15 protein-coding genes are annotated in these 15,522 nt (G+C 37.1%); 12 read left to right on the top strand and 3 right to left on the bottom strand.

The window, feature by feature from the left end:
* The first annotated feature begins 254 nt into the window (after positions 1–254).
* The 4 genes from Q1A47_RS11545 to Q1A47_RS11560 all read left to right on the top strand — a co-directional run bounded on the left by Q1A47_RS11545 (position 255) and on the right by Q1A47_RS11560 (position 3,783).
* Complete coding sequence (locus Q1A47_RS11545) at positions 255–1,409, top strand: M20 family metallopeptidase (protein ID WP_121604506.1); 1,155 nt, start codon at positions 255–257, stop codon at positions 1,407–1,409.
* 32 nt (positions 1,410–1,441) lie between these two features.
* Entirely contained in the window at positions 1,442–2,221 is a 780-nt protein-coding gene (locus Q1A47_RS11550; RefSeq protein WP_166530672.1) for a transporter substrate-binding domain-containing protein, read from the top strand.
* A 187-nt stretch (positions 2,222–2,408) separates the two neighbouring features.
* Positions 2,409–3,068 carry an amino acid ABC transporter permease gene (locus Q1A47_RS11555; protein ID WP_026682732.1) on the top strand — a complete coding sequence of 220 codons (660 nt, stop codon included), beginning with the start codon at positions 2,409–2,411 and terminating at the stop codon, positions 3,066–3,068.
* The gene (locus Q1A47_RS11560; protein ID WP_121604508.1) at positions 3,061–3,783 is read left to right on the top strand and encodes an amino acid ABC transporter ATP-binding protein; all 723 of its coding nucleotides are present in this window, start codon (positions 3,061–3,063) and stop codon (positions 3,781–3,783) included. The genes Q1A47_RS11555 and Q1A47_RS11560 overlap by 8 nt, the downstream gene beginning before the upstream one ends.
* 309 nt (positions 3,784–4,092) lie before the next feature.
* Here the strand turns inward: Q1A47_RS11560 and Q1A47_RS11565 are convergent, their stop codons facing one another.
* The 3 genes from Q1A47_RS11565 to Q1A47_RS11575 form a co-directional block, all read right to left on the bottom strand.
* Complete coding sequence (locus Q1A47_RS11565) at positions 4,093–4,572, bottom strand: glutathione peroxidase (RefSeq protein WP_026682730.1); 480 nt, start codon at positions 4,570–4,572, stop codon at positions 4,093–4,095.
* 435 nt (positions 4,573–5,007) lie between these two features.
* Positions 5,008–5,979, bottom strand: a complete 972-nt coding sequence (locus Q1A47_RS11570) for a rhodanese-related sulfurtransferase (protein ID WP_026682729.1) — start codon at positions 5,977–5,979, stop codon at positions 5,008–5,010.
* Positions 5,980–6,168: 189 nt separating this feature from the next.
* Complete coding sequence (locus tag Q1A47_RS11575; RefSeq protein ID WP_051388442.1) at positions 6,169–7,086, bottom strand: LysR family transcriptional regulator; 918 nt, start codon at positions 7,084–7,086, stop codon at positions 6,169–6,171.
* A gap of 176 nt (positions 7,087–7,262) precedes the next feature.
* Here Q1A47_RS11575 and Q1A47_RS11580 point away from each other — a divergent pair, with 176 nt between their 5' ends.
* The 8 genes from Q1A47_RS11580 to Q1A47_RS11615 are packed head-to-tail and all read left to right on the top strand — an operon-like array spanning position 7,263 to position 15,511.
* A complete protein-coding gene (locus tag Q1A47_RS11580) occupies positions 7,263–8,591 on the top strand; it encodes a serine hydrolase (protein ID WP_166530671.1) in 1,329 nt (442 codons plus the stop codon).
* Positions 8,592–8,609: 18 nt separating this feature from the next.
* On the top strand, positions 8,610–9,572 hold the full coding sequence (locus tag Q1A47_RS11585; RefSeq protein WP_026682727.1) for a dipeptidase: 963 nt from the start codon (positions 8,610–8,612) through the stop codon (positions 9,570–9,572).
* A 30-nt stretch (positions 9,573–9,602) separates the two neighbouring features.
* Positions 9,603–11,393, top strand: coding sequence for a prolyl oligopeptidase family serine peptidase (locus Q1A47_RS11590; protein ID WP_166530670.1), 1,791 nt, complete (start codon positions 9,603–9,605; stop codon positions 11,391–11,393).
* 37 nt (positions 11,394–11,430) lie between these two features.
* Positions 11,431–12,360 (top strand): ABC transporter permease, encoded by a 930-nt coding sequence (locus Q1A47_RS11595; protein ID WP_166530669.1) that lies wholly within the window; start codon positions 11,431–11,433, stop codon positions 12,358–12,360.
* Entirely contained in the window at positions 12,361–13,314 is a 954-nt protein-coding gene (locus Q1A47_RS11600; RefSeq protein ID WP_166530668.1) for an ABC transporter permease, read from the top strand.
* 4 nt (positions 13,315–13,318) lie between these two features.
* Positions 13,319–14,332 (top strand): ABC transporter ATP-binding protein, encoded by a 1,014-nt coding sequence (locus Q1A47_RS11605; protein ID WP_166530667.1) that lies wholly within the window; start codon positions 13,319–13,321, stop codon positions 14,330–14,332.
* Positions 14,329–15,282, top strand: a complete 954-nt coding sequence (locus Q1A47_RS11610; RefSeq protein ID WP_026682722.1) for an ABC transporter ATP-binding protein — start codon at positions 14,329–14,331, stop codon at positions 15,280–15,282. The genes Q1A47_RS11605 and Q1A47_RS11610 overlap by 4 nt, the downstream gene beginning before the upstream one ends.
* A gap of 4 nt (positions 15,283–15,286) precedes the next feature.
* A complete protein-coding gene (locus Q1A47_RS11615) occupies positions 15,287–15,511 on the top strand; it encodes a hypothetical protein (RefSeq protein WP_166530666.1) in 225 nt (74 codons plus the stop codon).
* Positions 15,512–15,522: the final 11 nt, after the last annotated feature.

Genomic DNA, 15,522 nt, shown 5'->3' on the forward strand with positions numbered 1-15,522 from the left:
TCCATAATAGCTACTAGAGGAAGCGTAAATCTGAGCATGTAGTGATAAGGACTGAGCGAATTTTGCTCAGTTTTTCTAGTATACATGGGGATTAATAAGAAGCAATTGATGAATAGTGTGTGACAAACGTTTATATATTAGTGCCCTTTAGATAAAGTAATAGGATTGGCATAAAATAACTATTGCATGAGTATACACAATATGTTATAAATATACATATTAATTAATAAATATGCATACAGGTGGGAAGCAAAATGAATGATCCATTATTTGAAAATATAACTAAAATTCATGGAGATTTATGTGAGATCAGCCGTTATCTATATGAACATCCTGAATTAGGGGACCGAGAGTATAAATCTATGAAACAATTAACAGATTTATTAGTCAGCCATGATTTTACTATTGAGACGGGTACAGCTGGTAGACCAACCGCTTTTAAAGCTGTATTTAATGGTGAGAAGCCTGGACCTGTTATTGCCTACTTAGCAGAGTATGACGCCTTACCAGAGGTAGGACACGGATGTGGTCATAATTTAATTGGAACAATGAGTGTAGGTGCAGGAATTATTCTTAGCAAGCAGGTAGCTGAAATTGGTGGGAGCGTTGTCGTTCTTGGTACACCAGCTGAAGAAACAAACGGAGCAAAGGTTCCTATGAGTGAGCAAGGTATTTTTAATGAGATCGATGTAGCAATGATGGTCCATCCAGGTGATCAATCGTATGAAAGTGGTGATTCACTGGCAATGGATGCTATTCAGTTTGCTTACTTTGGGAAATCCTCCCATGCTGCTGCTTCTCCTGAAAAAGGAATAAATGCTTTAGACAGTGTGATTCAACTATTCAATGGGATTAATGCATTACGTGAACATTTACCTGACGATGTACGAATTCATGGGATTATTGCTGAGGGAGGTAGTGCAGCAAATGTGGTACCAGATAAGGCTGTCGCTCAGTTCTATATTCGAGCAAAAGAGCGAGCTGTATTAAATGATGTCGTAACAAAAGTTATGAACATTGCTAATGCGGCTGCCATGATGACAGGTGCCAGATTAGAATCATCTAATTATGAACTCAGCTACGACAATATGATAACAAACAAGCAATTGTCTAACGTTTTCTCAAAGCATTTACAAGATATATCCGGTGTACCTGTACTTCCAGCGAAGCAGAGTTATGGATCCATTGACATGGGAAATGTTAGTCATGTCGTTCCAGCAATTCATCCTTATATCGGGTTGGATGAGCCTGGCTTAGTTGCACATACGAAGGAATTTGCTGATAAGACAATTACAGCAAAAGGGCAGCAAGTTATTGCGGATGGTGCATTAGCATTGGCTAGGACTGGCTATGAGGTCATTACAGACTCTGTCTTGTTAAAAGCAATACAAACAGAATTTCATAAATAATAACAACAGATAAAGAAAATGGGGCGAAAAACATGAAAAAAACAATAGGTATCATTTTTCTTTCTACAATAATCGTAGGTTTGTTATCAGCTTGTGGTAGTAGTGAAGATTCCACATCAAATAATTCAAAGTCTGCTGATGAGGAGGTATTGAAAATGGCAACCTCAGCTGATTTTCCTCCTTTTGAATCACGAGATCCACAAGGTAATTTTGAAGGATTCGATATTGACTTAGCGCATCTGATTGCTGATGAATTAGGGTATGAATTACAAATCGAAGATATGAAATTTGATGGATTAATTGGTGCATTACAGGCTAATAGAGTAGATATGGTTATGTCAGGGATGAGTGCTACAGAAGAACGTAAAAAAAATGTTGATTTCTCTACAGAATATCATCACTCTGGGGAAAGCTTCTTGACAGGTGCTGAATCCAATATTAAAAGCCTTGATGATTTAAAAGGAAAAACAATTGGTGTGCAGTTAGGTACGATTCAAGAAGAGGGAGCAGAAATCTTAGCAGATAAATACGATTTTGAAGTTAAAAAAGTGGATAATGCTGGTTTACTTGTACAGGAATTGAATTCGAATCGAATTGATGTTGGGTATATGGATAAAACGGTTGCCAAGGGTTATATCAACGAGCAAGGATTAAAAGGGTTTGATGATCCAACGACAAGCTCGCCTGGAATGGGCATTGCTTTCCCGAAAGGAAATGGACTTGTGGATGATGTGAATGATGTATTAAAAAAATTAGAGGAAGATGGAAAAATAAAAGAATTGGAAGAAAAATGGCTGTCAGATATGGAGTAGGCTAACGTCTATTCAATTAACCATAAGTTACAGCAAACGTTTCTATTTTGTACAAGATGCATGTAGGTAGCACGTTAGTAGTATTTGTAATTGGATAAACATCGTGGTTATCTCGATAATCGATTATTAGGATTTGCTGCCAACTACACTCTGTAATAACAACGAGAGAAAAGCGAGGTGATAAGGCATGAATTTGGATTTCAGCCAAATCGTGCCTTATATTCCTTTTATACTAGAAGGAATATGGGCTACATTAAAATTTGTTAGTGTTTCCATTGTGATAGGTTTTATCTTAGGTACAGTATTGTCATTATGTAAAATTACAAACATCCCTGTACTAAAATGGGTAGCGGATGCTTATACATCGATATTCCGCGGAACTCCCCTCATATTACAGCTTATGATTATCTATTATGCTGTACCACAATTAACTGGTTATAATATATCTGCATTTCTATCTGCTGTGTTAGCTTTTGGGCTGAATTCTGCTGCTTATATCTCAGAAATTATTCGTGGTGGTATCCTTGCAATTGATAAAGGACAGACGGAAGCTGCTGAGGCTTTAGGCGTTCCGTATAAGCCAATGATGTTAAATATTATCTTACCACAAGCTTTTAAAAATATACTGCCTGCAATGATGAATGAGTTTATCACGTTAACAAAGGAATCAGCACTTGTTTCTACAATTGGTTACTTAGATATTATGCGAAGAGCACAAATTGCTGGCGCAGATTTATACCGGAATTTTGAAGCATTATTATTTGCTGGACTAATTTATTGGGTAATGGTTTATATACTTACTTTACTAGGTAGATTGATAGAACGGAGGCTTCGTCAAAGTGATTAAAGCAAAGAATCTTACAAAAGTATTTGATAAAAATATAGTCTTAGATCAAATTTCTACAACCATTCATCAAGGAGAAGTTGTAACGATTATTGGTCCATCTGGTTCGGGAAAATCAACATTTTTGCGCTGTCTAAATTTATTGGAAGACCCAACGGAGGGGCAAATATATATAAAAGAAAAAGAGATTACGAAGCTTAAAACAAATAAATTAGAAATTCGTAAAAACATCGGGATGGTTTTTCAACATTTTCATTTATTTCCACATATGACGGTGTTAGATAACGTTAGTTATGCACCGCAAAAGGTGAAGGGTGTAGAAAAACGAGAGGCAGAAGCAGTTGCAAGAAAGTTATTAGCTAAGGTAGGGTTAACAGATAAAGAGAATACCTATCCGAATCGATTATCTGGTGGGCAGAAGCAGCGAGTGGCAATTGCTAGAGCTTTAGCAATGGAGCCAGAAATTATGTTGTTTGATGAACCTACCTCCGCATTAGATCCTGAAATGGTTAAAGAAGTACTAGATGTAATGAAGGATTTAGCAAAGACAGGGATGACGATGGTAATTGTGACACATGAAATGAATTTTGCGAAGGAAGTGGGCGATCGTGTGCTATTTTTAGATAACGGTAAGCTGGTAGAGGAGGCGGTACCGTCCGTTTTCTTTGACAAGCCTACTACAGATCGTGCGAAGGTTTTCCTAGAAAAAGTACTTTAAAAGAAGATATGGACATAAGTGTATGTTAGATAATAAAAGTCGAACAATCATTCGATACGTTTTGGTACCAACCCCGGGGAAGTTAGAGTGAAAAATCTAACTTCTGGGTGTAACCACCAATTCGTTCTTATTCGCCTAGTGAGGTTTCATGTACAATATGCACAGTCTCTGCGGATCTATAAAATATGCTGGGCTAGCTCTGATATTATCAATCCGAAAATGTCATTTAGTCGGATGACGAGGTCGAATTTCCTAATAGAGGGAATCTGGAGCTTGTATCTATTTAAAGTTGTACATAAAAAAAGATGGTTATCCTTGTAAAGCTACCTCAATATCTGTTTTGATCTGTTCTGGTTTTGTTTGTGGAGCATATCGATTAATTACTTCCCCTTGTTTGTTTACTAAGAACTTGGTGAAATTCCATTTGATCTGTTTCGTAAGAAAACCTTTAGCCTCTTCTGTTAAATAGTTAAAAAGGGGATGGGCATTTTCACCTTTAACATCAACCTTACTAAACATTGGAAAGGTAACTCCATAATTAATCTGGCAGAATTCCGAGATTTCTCCTTCTGTTCCTGGATCCTGATTATTAAACTGATTGCAAGGAAATCCAAGTACTTGAAATCCTTGATCCTTGTAAGCATTGTATACGTTTTGTAATCCTTCGAGCTGTGGAGTAAATCCACATTTGCTTGCTGTATTTACAATTAACAATACCTCACCTCGGTAATCGCTTAATGACTTTTCTTTACCACCTATCATTTTAGCTTGAAATTCATAGACACTCATAAAAAAGCCTCCTTTTAAAAAAAGGATAGCAAGTTGATGTGGGCATGTCAAAGCGGGGATTACATAGTTTTCCCCACAAAGAATAGCTTCCTAACACCAAATGTTTCTCTTTAATAGGGGGTGAATCGCTTTTGAAGATAGGAAGATTTTCTTTATTATGGAGAATATCATTATTAAAAAACTTAACAATAAGCACGCCCGATTAGAAAGATAGCGACTGGAGTGAGTCAACGGAGATAAAGGAATCACGGTGAGCTTGTAAACCGATAATGACTTAGATTAGGGTAATTCGTGAAGTCACCTCGTTTCTGGGCGCTGAGTTGGACGTGGCTCAATATGTTCATATTTATCACATAGTCAAATTTTATAATTTCCTAGACTACAAAAAAGCCCCCAATTGTTCATATGACAACAATCAGGGGCTGAATGAAAATGTTAAATTTCTTGCTTTAATGTTTCACCTAGTTTTTGCAAGCGTTCTTCTACCTCTTCTTGTGATAGCTCATGTTCTTTTACATACAAGTTCCGAGGGCTAACACGGCACTCATGCGTACAGCCTCGTAAATATTTGTGCTCATTTTCTTCTGAGCAGAGAATTTGTTTATTACATTCTGGGTTTGCACAGTTTATATATCTTTCGCACGGTTCGCCATCGAAATAATCCACGCCGACTACTACGTGTTCTTTTTGGTTTACTGGTACGGAAATACGTTCATCGAATACATAGCATTTACCATCCCATAATTCACCTTGCACCTCAGGATCCTTACCATACGTAACGATTCCACCGTGTAATTGATTAACATCTTCAAATCCTTCTTCTAACAGCCAACCAGAAAACTTCTCACAGCGGATACCACCGGTACAATAGGTTAGGACCTTTTTATCCTTAAACTGATCCTTGTGTTCACGAATCCACTCTGGTAATTCACGGAAGGTTTTTATATCTGGGCGAACTGCTCCGCGGAAATGTCCTAAATCGTATTCATAATCATTCCGTGCATCAATAACGATTGTGTTTTCATCCTGCATTGCTTCGTAAAATTCTTTCGGAGATAAATGATTACCTGTAGTTTCTAAAGGGTTTATATCATTTTCTAATCGAAATGTCACTAGCTCTTTACGAGGACGAACATGCATTTTTTTGAAGGCGTGATCTGCAGCCTCGTCAATTTTGAATACCATGTCTGCAAAACGAGGGTCCTGATGCATTGCTTCCATGTATGCTTCTGTTTGTTCGATTGTACCTGAAACAGTACCATTGATCCCTTCTTGGGCTACTAAAATTCTACCTTTTAATCCCAATTCCTTACAGAATTTCAGATGTTCCGCAGCATAACCTTCAGGGTCATCAATTTGAACATACTGATAGTACAATAATACTTGATAATTATTGTTTTTCTCCATGTTGTTTACCACCTATCATTTATATTTGCAAGATACAAATGTTTGGTAGTCGATATTCAATTTTTTCTATCTTGCAACAGATATTATACCAATGTTTCATAAGAAATTCAAAATGGGTTTTATTTAGATGCATTTCAGTTTCTTTTTGCTGTTTGAAAAGGGAAGCTCACTAGCACACTTTTGATTAATTTAGATAAATTCTTTAAAAATAGGGTCTGTTTGTAGAATATCAAGAATCTGATTTGTTACAAAAGATGTATTATTCTCCTCATTCCATAAGACGGAGGTAGAGCTGAATAATTCAATATTATTGAGTTTTAATATTTTGATTTTATTATTCTCTAGTAAACTCGTCATATCAGATGGCATTAGGGAAACACCTAAATTATTGGATACAAGATGATAAATAGATAATAATGCTGAACCAGTACATAACTTTTTTGGAGAAAACCCAGCAGTAAGACACGCTTTATCTAGTAGAAATTGTAAAGGATTCGTATGATCATCACTGTAATGAATAAATGTTTCGTTTTTTGCGTCTTGGAGGTCTACAGAATCTCTTTGGGCTAATGGGTGATTTTTTGCTACAACTAGTCGTAATGGATATTTTTTAAATTCGAACAGCCTTAAATCGTTGTTTAGGAACTCTTCTTTATAAATAGGAGTTCGAATGAAGGCAAGATGATAGTGCTTTTGTTTCATAAATTCAATAGCCTTCGCTGACGTAGTTTCATGTGTATAAACGTCGATATCTGGAAAATCGGTTAGCATTTTTATTAATAGTTTAGGAATGAAAATACTTGCTGCTGATGGCACAGCAGCAATTTTTATTTTTGCCTTAGGAATCATTTTTTGTGTAGTCATGAAATCTAATGTCATTTCAATATCGTTGAATGATGTAGATAGCTTGTTGAAGATAAAGGCCCCTTCTTCTGTTAGAGCTACTTTTCTAGTGGTACGATTTAATAGCTTAAACCCTAGTTTACGCTCGAGATCAGAAATTTGTTGGCTTAAGCCAGGTTGGGATATGTGTAAAGCCTTGGATGCCTCGCTAAAACTAAGATGCTTTGCAACTTCTATAAAGTATCGTAATGTTTGTAGACTCATGTAAGGGCTCCTCTTATGTGCTTATATAAGTACTGTATTAATAACTATTGATTATAATATTATAAAAATTATATATTTTTATAATTCTATCGTCAATATTATAATGATTGAAACTAGAGCTCTTAAAACAGGCTTTCTAATCAGGTCAAACATAATCGTATTAAGGAGTGCCAACTATGCATAATAATAAGTGGTCTATTTTTGAATCCTATGTCAATCAGCTCATGTTGGATGGGCATGTGCCGGGTGCAGCTGTCGCTGTCTCGAAAAATGGGGAAACTATATATATGAATGGTTTCGGTTATCGAGATGTGAAAAATAAAAAACTTGTTACTGTAGATACGATTTTTGGTATCGCCTCCATAACGAAATCCTTTACAGCATTAGCAATTATGAAATTAGAGTCGGAAGGAAAGCTATCAGTTGATGACCCCGTGATTAAGTATTTACCAGATTTCCAATTGAAAACGGAAGATATGTCTCAAATAAAGATACACCATTTGCTATCCCATACAGTAGGACTTCCGCCAATTGAGCGTTATCAAGAATTAAACCGCTTTCATGAGCATATCTCCTATTTAGCAACTATTCATGAACGTCCTTTAGGTAAACCGGGAGAATATTTGAGTTACTGTAACGATCTATATTTATTGTTAGGTGCCATCATTGAGAAAGTGACTGGAAGACTATTCCGGAAATACATGATCGAAGAAATTATAGCTCCACTAGAAATGCATCGTACTACATATAGTACCGAAGATATTAAAAAGTTCGGGAATGTAACGGTGCAGTATGACTATGATCCTGTTGCGAAATCATTTCAATCCAATCCTTGGGAAAACCTTGGTAATTATGAAACAAGTGGAGGGCTTCGTTCGACGGTCGTGGATTTGATAAAGTATGGAAATGTCTATGTAGATACACTTGCTTCAGAACAATCAACTTGGCAGCATATAAACTATCAAAAGATGTGGAAGCCAGTTTTTCCAATTGGTAAAAATGAATGTTATGGATATGGGGTAAGAACAGAGCAAGATTATTTTGGATATCAGCTAGTAAAGCATGGTGGGAGTTTGCCCGGTGTTTCTTCATATTTTGGTTTTATACCAGAAGAGAAAATAGTAGTAGCAGTTCTGACAAATGTTTCTAGTGGTCCGAAAATAGACATCTGGAAAGCTGCGCTACATACAGCTTTAGGGATACCAATTAAACAGAAGAAGAAGGAAGCGCCTGACTATCATCTTTCACCTAAGGAACTTCAAGCATTGATAGGTACTTATGCGACGAACAAGAAGGGAAGCCGATTAGAAATTCGAATCATAAATAATGTACTCGTTGCTGAAACCAACGGTCATTCATCTGTTGTTAAGGCTATTGATTATCAGACTCTAGTAATAAAAGACAGTGGAAAAGTAGTGAAGTTTTTTATAGACGACAATGGTGTTGCTTGGGCAGCATTTATCAATTTAAGAATGCTGCCGCGTGTTGAAGGAGCTGCTGTCTAATACTTGGAGGAGCTAGATATGAATGTTATTGATACACATTGTGATGCATTGGTTAAAATGCAGGTTGCTAAACGGGAGAGAGATCAAATACTGAAATATAAGGATTCCAATCAATTAACTACAAATCTATTGGAGTTGCAAAAAGGAAAGGTAGTTGTACAGTTTTTCGCAATATTTATCAAACCTTATGTACCTGCTGAAAAGAAATGGGAATATGCATTAGAACAGATAGAAATCTTCCATTCCGAAATCATTGGTAAGAACCCGACGATGAAACATATTAAACATTGGCAAGATATTGATACGCTTAAGAAAGGGGAAATTGGTGCAATCCTAACATTAGAAGGCGCAGAGCCCTTTGGAAATGAACTAGATAAATTGGAATATCTGTACAGTGCTGGGATTTTATTAATTGGTTTAACATGGAACCATGCCAATCTCTGTGGAGATGGTGCAGGAGTAGCGAATGCAGGTGGTTTAACTCCGTTAGGAAAAGAAGTTATTAAACGAAATAATAAGAATGGTGTTTTTACAGATGTATCTCACGCTTCTGTAAAGGGATTCTGGGATACAATTGAAATCGCTGATTATCTCATTGCCAGCCATTCCAATGTGCGTAGTATTTGTGATCACCCTCGTAATCTATATGATGACCAAATTAAAAGTATGCTAGATTGCCAAGGGCTTATTCATGTAGTATACAATCCCCCCTTCATAAATAAAAAGCGCGTCACAACTATTGCTGATTTAATCAAGCATATTGACCATCTATGCTCACTAGGGGGTGTGAATAATATCGGGTTTGGTTCTGATTTTGATGGAGTTAAAACGTTTGTGAACAAACTTGAAAGAGCATCCCATTACCAGAATTTAATTAATGAATTGTTGAAATTTTATACAGAAGACGAAGTAAAAGGGTTTGCCTATCAAAACTTCCTACGGCATCGACCTTTACGTACAACCAACAACTTATTTGTTTGATGAATAAATTTTAAGTGAGGTGTTAATTTGTTGGAAAAATTATCGGATTATTTAAAAATAAATGGAGCTGAACAACCAAAGAAAGTACCAAATAGTAATAAAATCACTTATGTGCATCGAGGTAATGGCTTGCCGCAACTATATGAATTCGATCTTGTAACGAGAGAAGAAAGGCCGTTCGTGTTGACGGACGGAAGAGTGCTCTCCGTGAATCATTCCAAGAGCGGAATGTATACGGTTCTAGGCATAGATTATAAAGGAAACGAAAAAAAGCAATTATTTCTCTATCATCAGCAAACGAAAAAATTAAAGAGACTCGTATACGCTTTAGACCATTTTCATACTTTTGGAGACTTTTCTCCTAATGAAAAGAAAATAATCTATACTTCTTATCAAAAAGAGGAGCAAGGCTACCACGTCCACATTATAGATGTAGAAACAGAGAAAGGAGATCTTCTTTTTCGTTGTGAAGGTGCATGTACCGTCGTTAAATGGATGAAGGATTGCGATCATGTAGTAGTACAACTACAGGAAACGAATATTGATTCCTCTTATTGGATAATTAATTTACAAGACTTATCTAAGGTAAGAATTGGAGTAAAAGATAAATTAGCTCGTTATCAATCCGTAGTATTTTCAAAAAATCAGGAGAAAGGCTTTTTGCTTTCAGATGTTAATAGTGAATATATGCATTTATATCAATTCTCATTATCTCATCCACAAGAGCTCATTCCTGTTATTCAATCCATTCCATGGGATATAGAGGAGATGAAACTTTCAAAGGACGAAACAAAAATAGCTCTCACTGTTAATCAAGGTGGAGTTTCACTCATCTACGTATATGACATTGCCAATAACAGCTTAAAAAAGATGGAAGAATTACCAATTGGTGTAACATCACATATCACATGGCTGGATAACCGTTCCTTCTTTTTTCTGTTAAAAGGACCACAAATGCCTGGGGAAGTACATATCTACGATCTTCTAAAGAGGACATTGACACGATTGACGGATACTGGTTATTCCGATGCATTACAGCTAAGAAAATACAATCCGGAGATGTGCGCATTTAAATCGTTTGATGAGCTGGAAATTCCCTATTTCTATTACGCAAATAGTAAAAATCCAAAAGGTGCCGTTATTTATGTTCATGGTGGGCCAGAAAATCTATCCAGAGTGGACTTTAATCCAATTCTCCAAGGACTCGTTCATATGGGGATTTCCGTATTTGTTCCAAATATACGAGGGAGTAAGGGTTTTGGGAGGAAATATTTATCCTTGGATGATCGAAGAAAGCGTTTAGATGCAGCGAAAGATATTAAGGCTCTTGCTCAGGTTGCTTTTGATAAACACGGTATTCAGAAAGACAAGCTGGGCATCATGGGAAGAAGCTACGGTGGTTTTATCGTCAATACGGTCATTGGACATTATCCGAACTTATGGTCAGCAGCAGTATCCATTGTTGGTATATCACATATTCGTACATTTTTAGAGAAAACCGGTTCTTATAGACGGTTATTAAGAGAGTACGAATATGGGTTTTTATCAGAGGACAAGTCCTTTTTTGATGAAATATCCCCTCTTTGCCATGCGAAGCAGGTGAGTGTGCCTCTTTTGATGTGTCATGGACAAAATGATAGTCGTGTCCCAGTTGAAGAATCGAAGCAATTTAAAGAGAAATTAACGAAATTGGGTAAGGGTGTGACACTAATTATCTCTGAAGAGGATGGCCATCAAATGGGGGGACAGACCAGTAGTATGGCTAGTTATCAATCGATGCAATTTAAGGTGGGAGAATTTTTTGATAGATACTTAAACTAATGGGAAGTAATTTTATGTCAATATAGGGAGGAATGTTATGTACATCATTAGACGTGTCTTTACGATGTTATTAACTGTATGGGTAATTGCGACATTGACATTTATTTTGATGAAGCTGATTCCCGGAGATCCTTTTTCTACAGAAGAAGGAGCGCTACCAGAAGAGGCACTTGAAAATCTATATGCGAAGTATGGCCTTGATGACCCTTTACCAATTCAATATCTTACATATATGAAGAATTTATTGACGTTTGACTTAGGAATCTCTATGGAGGGTAGTGGAAGGTCAGTAAATGATATTATTGCTTCTGGTCTGGGGGCTTCAGCGACACTAGGACTACTAACGCTACTTATCGCCTTAGTATTTGGTGTTACGTTAGGAATTATAGCTGCTTTATACCATAATAGTATTTTTGATTATACAGCAATGGTAATAGCAACAGTTGGAATTTCAGTACCTAACTTTATACTTGCACCACTATTAATGAAATTCTTAGCCGTTGATTTACAAGTATTTCCTGTTGCGAATTGGGGAACGTGGCAGCATGCTGTGCTACCATCGATAGCTTTGGCATCTGGGCCATTAGCAATTATAGCCCGTTTTGTCCGCTCGAGTATGCTTGATGTTATAAATCAAGATTATATGAAAACTGCAGATGCAAAGGGGTTACCAACATATCGTATCCTCTTTTTGCATGGTATCCGTAATGCCATATTACCTGTTGTATCTTTTATTGGACCACTATTTGTATCTTTAATTACAGGCACACTAGTGATAGAACGCATATTCTCTGTACCGGGTATTGGACGGTACTTTGTGGATAGTATATTTAACCGAGACTACACGGTAATCATGGGAACTACTATTTTTTATAGCGTTATTCTAGTTGTTGTCTTATTTTTAATTGATGTTTCCTATCGATTTATCGATCCACGGATTACATTGACTAGTAAAGGAGGATCATAGATGAGTAAGGAAGCAAGGGAATTATTATTTGAGCCAGTTAAGCAACAAGATCGATTATCTGAAAAGATCGTTCGACCAAGCTTATCTATTTGGCAAGAAACGGCTATCAATATATTAAAAAATAAACTAGCGTTACTTGGTATAGCATTACTTCTTATCATCACGTTTTTTGCAATCGCAGGGCCGTCTATGGTTCCTTATTCCGCCTCTGAACAGGAGCTTAGCAAGAATAATCTTCCTCCATCTAGTGAGCATTGGTTTGGAACAGATGATTTGGGGCGTGACGTATGGGCGCGTACTTGGCAGGGGGCAAGAGTTTCTCTAACCATAGGTTTAGTGGCTGCTTTATTAGATTTAATTATTGGTGTAACCATTGGTGGCGTATCTGGATACATGGCTGGAAAGGGGAAAAAGGGTGACCGAATAGATAATATATTAATGCGTATCGTTGAGGTGCTATATGGTATTCCATACTTACTCGTTGTTATATTGCTGATGGTAATTATGGAGCCAGGCATGCTAACAATTATTATTGCTTTGTCTGCCACGGGTTGGGTTGGCATGGCTCGAATTGTCCGCGGTCAAATCCTACAATTAAAATCCCAAGACTATGTACTAGCTGCAGAAAAGTTAGGTACGAGTCATGCCAAGATAATTAGAAAACATTTAATTCCGAATACGATGGGGATCATCATTGTTAATCTTACATTTTCAGTTCCATCTGCTATATTTTCTGAATCTTTCCTAAGTTTCCTGGGGCTGGGTGTTCAAGCTCCCTTTGCGAGCTGGGGTACGATGGCTAATGATGCATTAGGAGTTGTTATTGGTGGACAATGGTGGAGGCTTTTCTTCCCCGCTCTTATGATCTCGTTAACGATGTTTGCATTCAATGCTTTTGGCGATGGATTGCAAGACGCTTTAGATCCAAAGGTACGCAAAAAGGGAGGAAAATAACGGTATGTCTTTATTAGAGGTGAATAATTTAAAGGTTAACTTTAAAACTTATGGTGGCACGGTTGATGCCGTAAGGGGAGTCTCCTTTAATGTTAATCACGGAGAAACAGTAGCTATTGTTGGCGAGAGTGGAAGTGGAAAAAGTGTAACTGTACAAGCAATTATGGGGTTAATAGCTCATCCAGCAGGCAATGTACAAGGAGGAAGTATTCGATTTAAAGGAAAAGAATTATTGAAATTAAATAAAAAACAAATGCGGGAAATAAAGGGAAAGCAGATGAGCATGATTTTTCAAGATTCCATGACATCATTAAACCCAACCATGCAGGTTGGCAAGCAAATTTCGGAAGGATTAATCTATCATCAAAATGTTTCCAAGCGAGAAGCAAAGGTAAGAGCGATTAAAATGCTTAAAGAGGTCGGTATTCCAAATGCTGATAAAAGGTATGAACAATATCCGCATGAGTTCAGTGGAGGAATGCGACAACGTGTAATGATTGCAATCGCGCTCGCTTGTAATCCGGATTTGTTAATAGCAGATGAGCCGACGACGGCATTGGATGTAACAATACAGGCACAAGTTCTCGAATTATTACAAGATATTCAAGAAAAAAAAGATACTTCTATTATCTTAATAACACATGATTTAGGGGTAGTGGCCGAGGGTGCGGATAAGGTGATTGTAATGTATGGTGGGATGATGGTAGAGAAATGCAGTGTCCACGAACTATTTTTTAATCCGAATCACCCTTATACATGGGGCTTATTAGAATCGATTCCAAATGTTTATCATGAAAAAAAAGAAAGACTGAAGCCAATTGAGGGATCTCCACCAGATCTATTTTCACCACCGAAAGGGTGCCCTTTTGCTCCTCGTTGTAAATATGCGATGAATATTTGTATGGAAGAAGTTCCTGATCTTTATGACATTGCCGAAGGTCACTCATCAAGATGCTTTTTAAATGATGAATTGGCTCCGAAGATAGCGGAGTTTTCAGATGCGGAGGAGCTTGTATGAATCAAGGAATTATTCAAACAATCGATATTAAAAAACACTTTGCCATAGGCAGGCAGCAGTTAGTCAAATCAGTTGATGGGATTTCCATAGAGATTTATCAAGGAGAAACATTTGGGTTAGTTGGTGAAAGTGGAAGTGGAAAATCTACATTTGGAAAAACAATTGTTGGTCTGACAAACCCTACTGAGGGAGCTGTCTATTATGAGGGTAGTAATGTAAAGGATCTATCAAAGAAGGAACAGCAACGAGTTAATCGGGAAGTTCAGATTATTTTTCAAGACCCCCAAGCCTCTTTAAATCCACGAATGCAGGTAGGGGATATCATAGCTGAAGGAATAGATGCACATGGCTTAGCAAAGGGCAAACAAAGAAAGGAGCGAATCTATGATTTATTGGAAAGAGTAGGGATGAATCCTGATGTTGTAAAGCGCTATCCCCATGAATTTAGTGGAGGACAAAGGCAGCGTATTGGAATTGCTCGAACACTGGCGGTTAAGCCTAAATTTATTGTTGCAGATGAACCAATATCTGCATTAGATGTTTCCATTCAAGCACAGGTTCTAAATTTACTTAATGATTTAAAAGATTCTGAAGATCTAACCTACTTATTTATTGCCCATGATTTAAGTATGGTTAAGCACATCAGTGACCGAATAGGTGTTATGTATCTAGGGAGTATGATGGAATTAACAAATAGTCAGAAACTATTTAACGAACCCAAGCATCCTTATACTCAGGCACTTTTATCAGCTGTTCCTGTGCCAGACCCAACAATTTCAAGAAGAGATAGGATCGTGTTACAGGGAGATCCACCAAGTCCAGTGAACCCGCCAAATGGATGTAAATTTCGCACAAGATGCCCACATGCAATGGAAATTTGTTCTTTAAAAGCCCCGGAATGGAAGGAAATACAGTCTGACCACTGGACAGCCTGTCATCTATATTCATAGTATATTGAAGGAGAAAGAATATGATCAACTATTGAAAGAAGTACGAGTAGAACAAAATGCAGATAAACGCTTTAAGCTATTACATCAAGCAGAAGCAATATTAATGGAGGATTTACCTTTTATGCCATATTATTTCCTCTCATCAAATTATTTACCATCACCAGAAATAGAGGGAATTGTTTACTATAATCATAAATCACCAGTCTTTAAATGGGCTAAAAAAAATTAATAAATGAAAGT

The organism is uncultured Virgibacillus sp., from assembly GCF_947495635.1.
Lineage (GTDB): Bacteria > Bacillota > Bacilli > Bacillales > Amphibacillaceae > Virgibacillus > Virgibacillus salarius.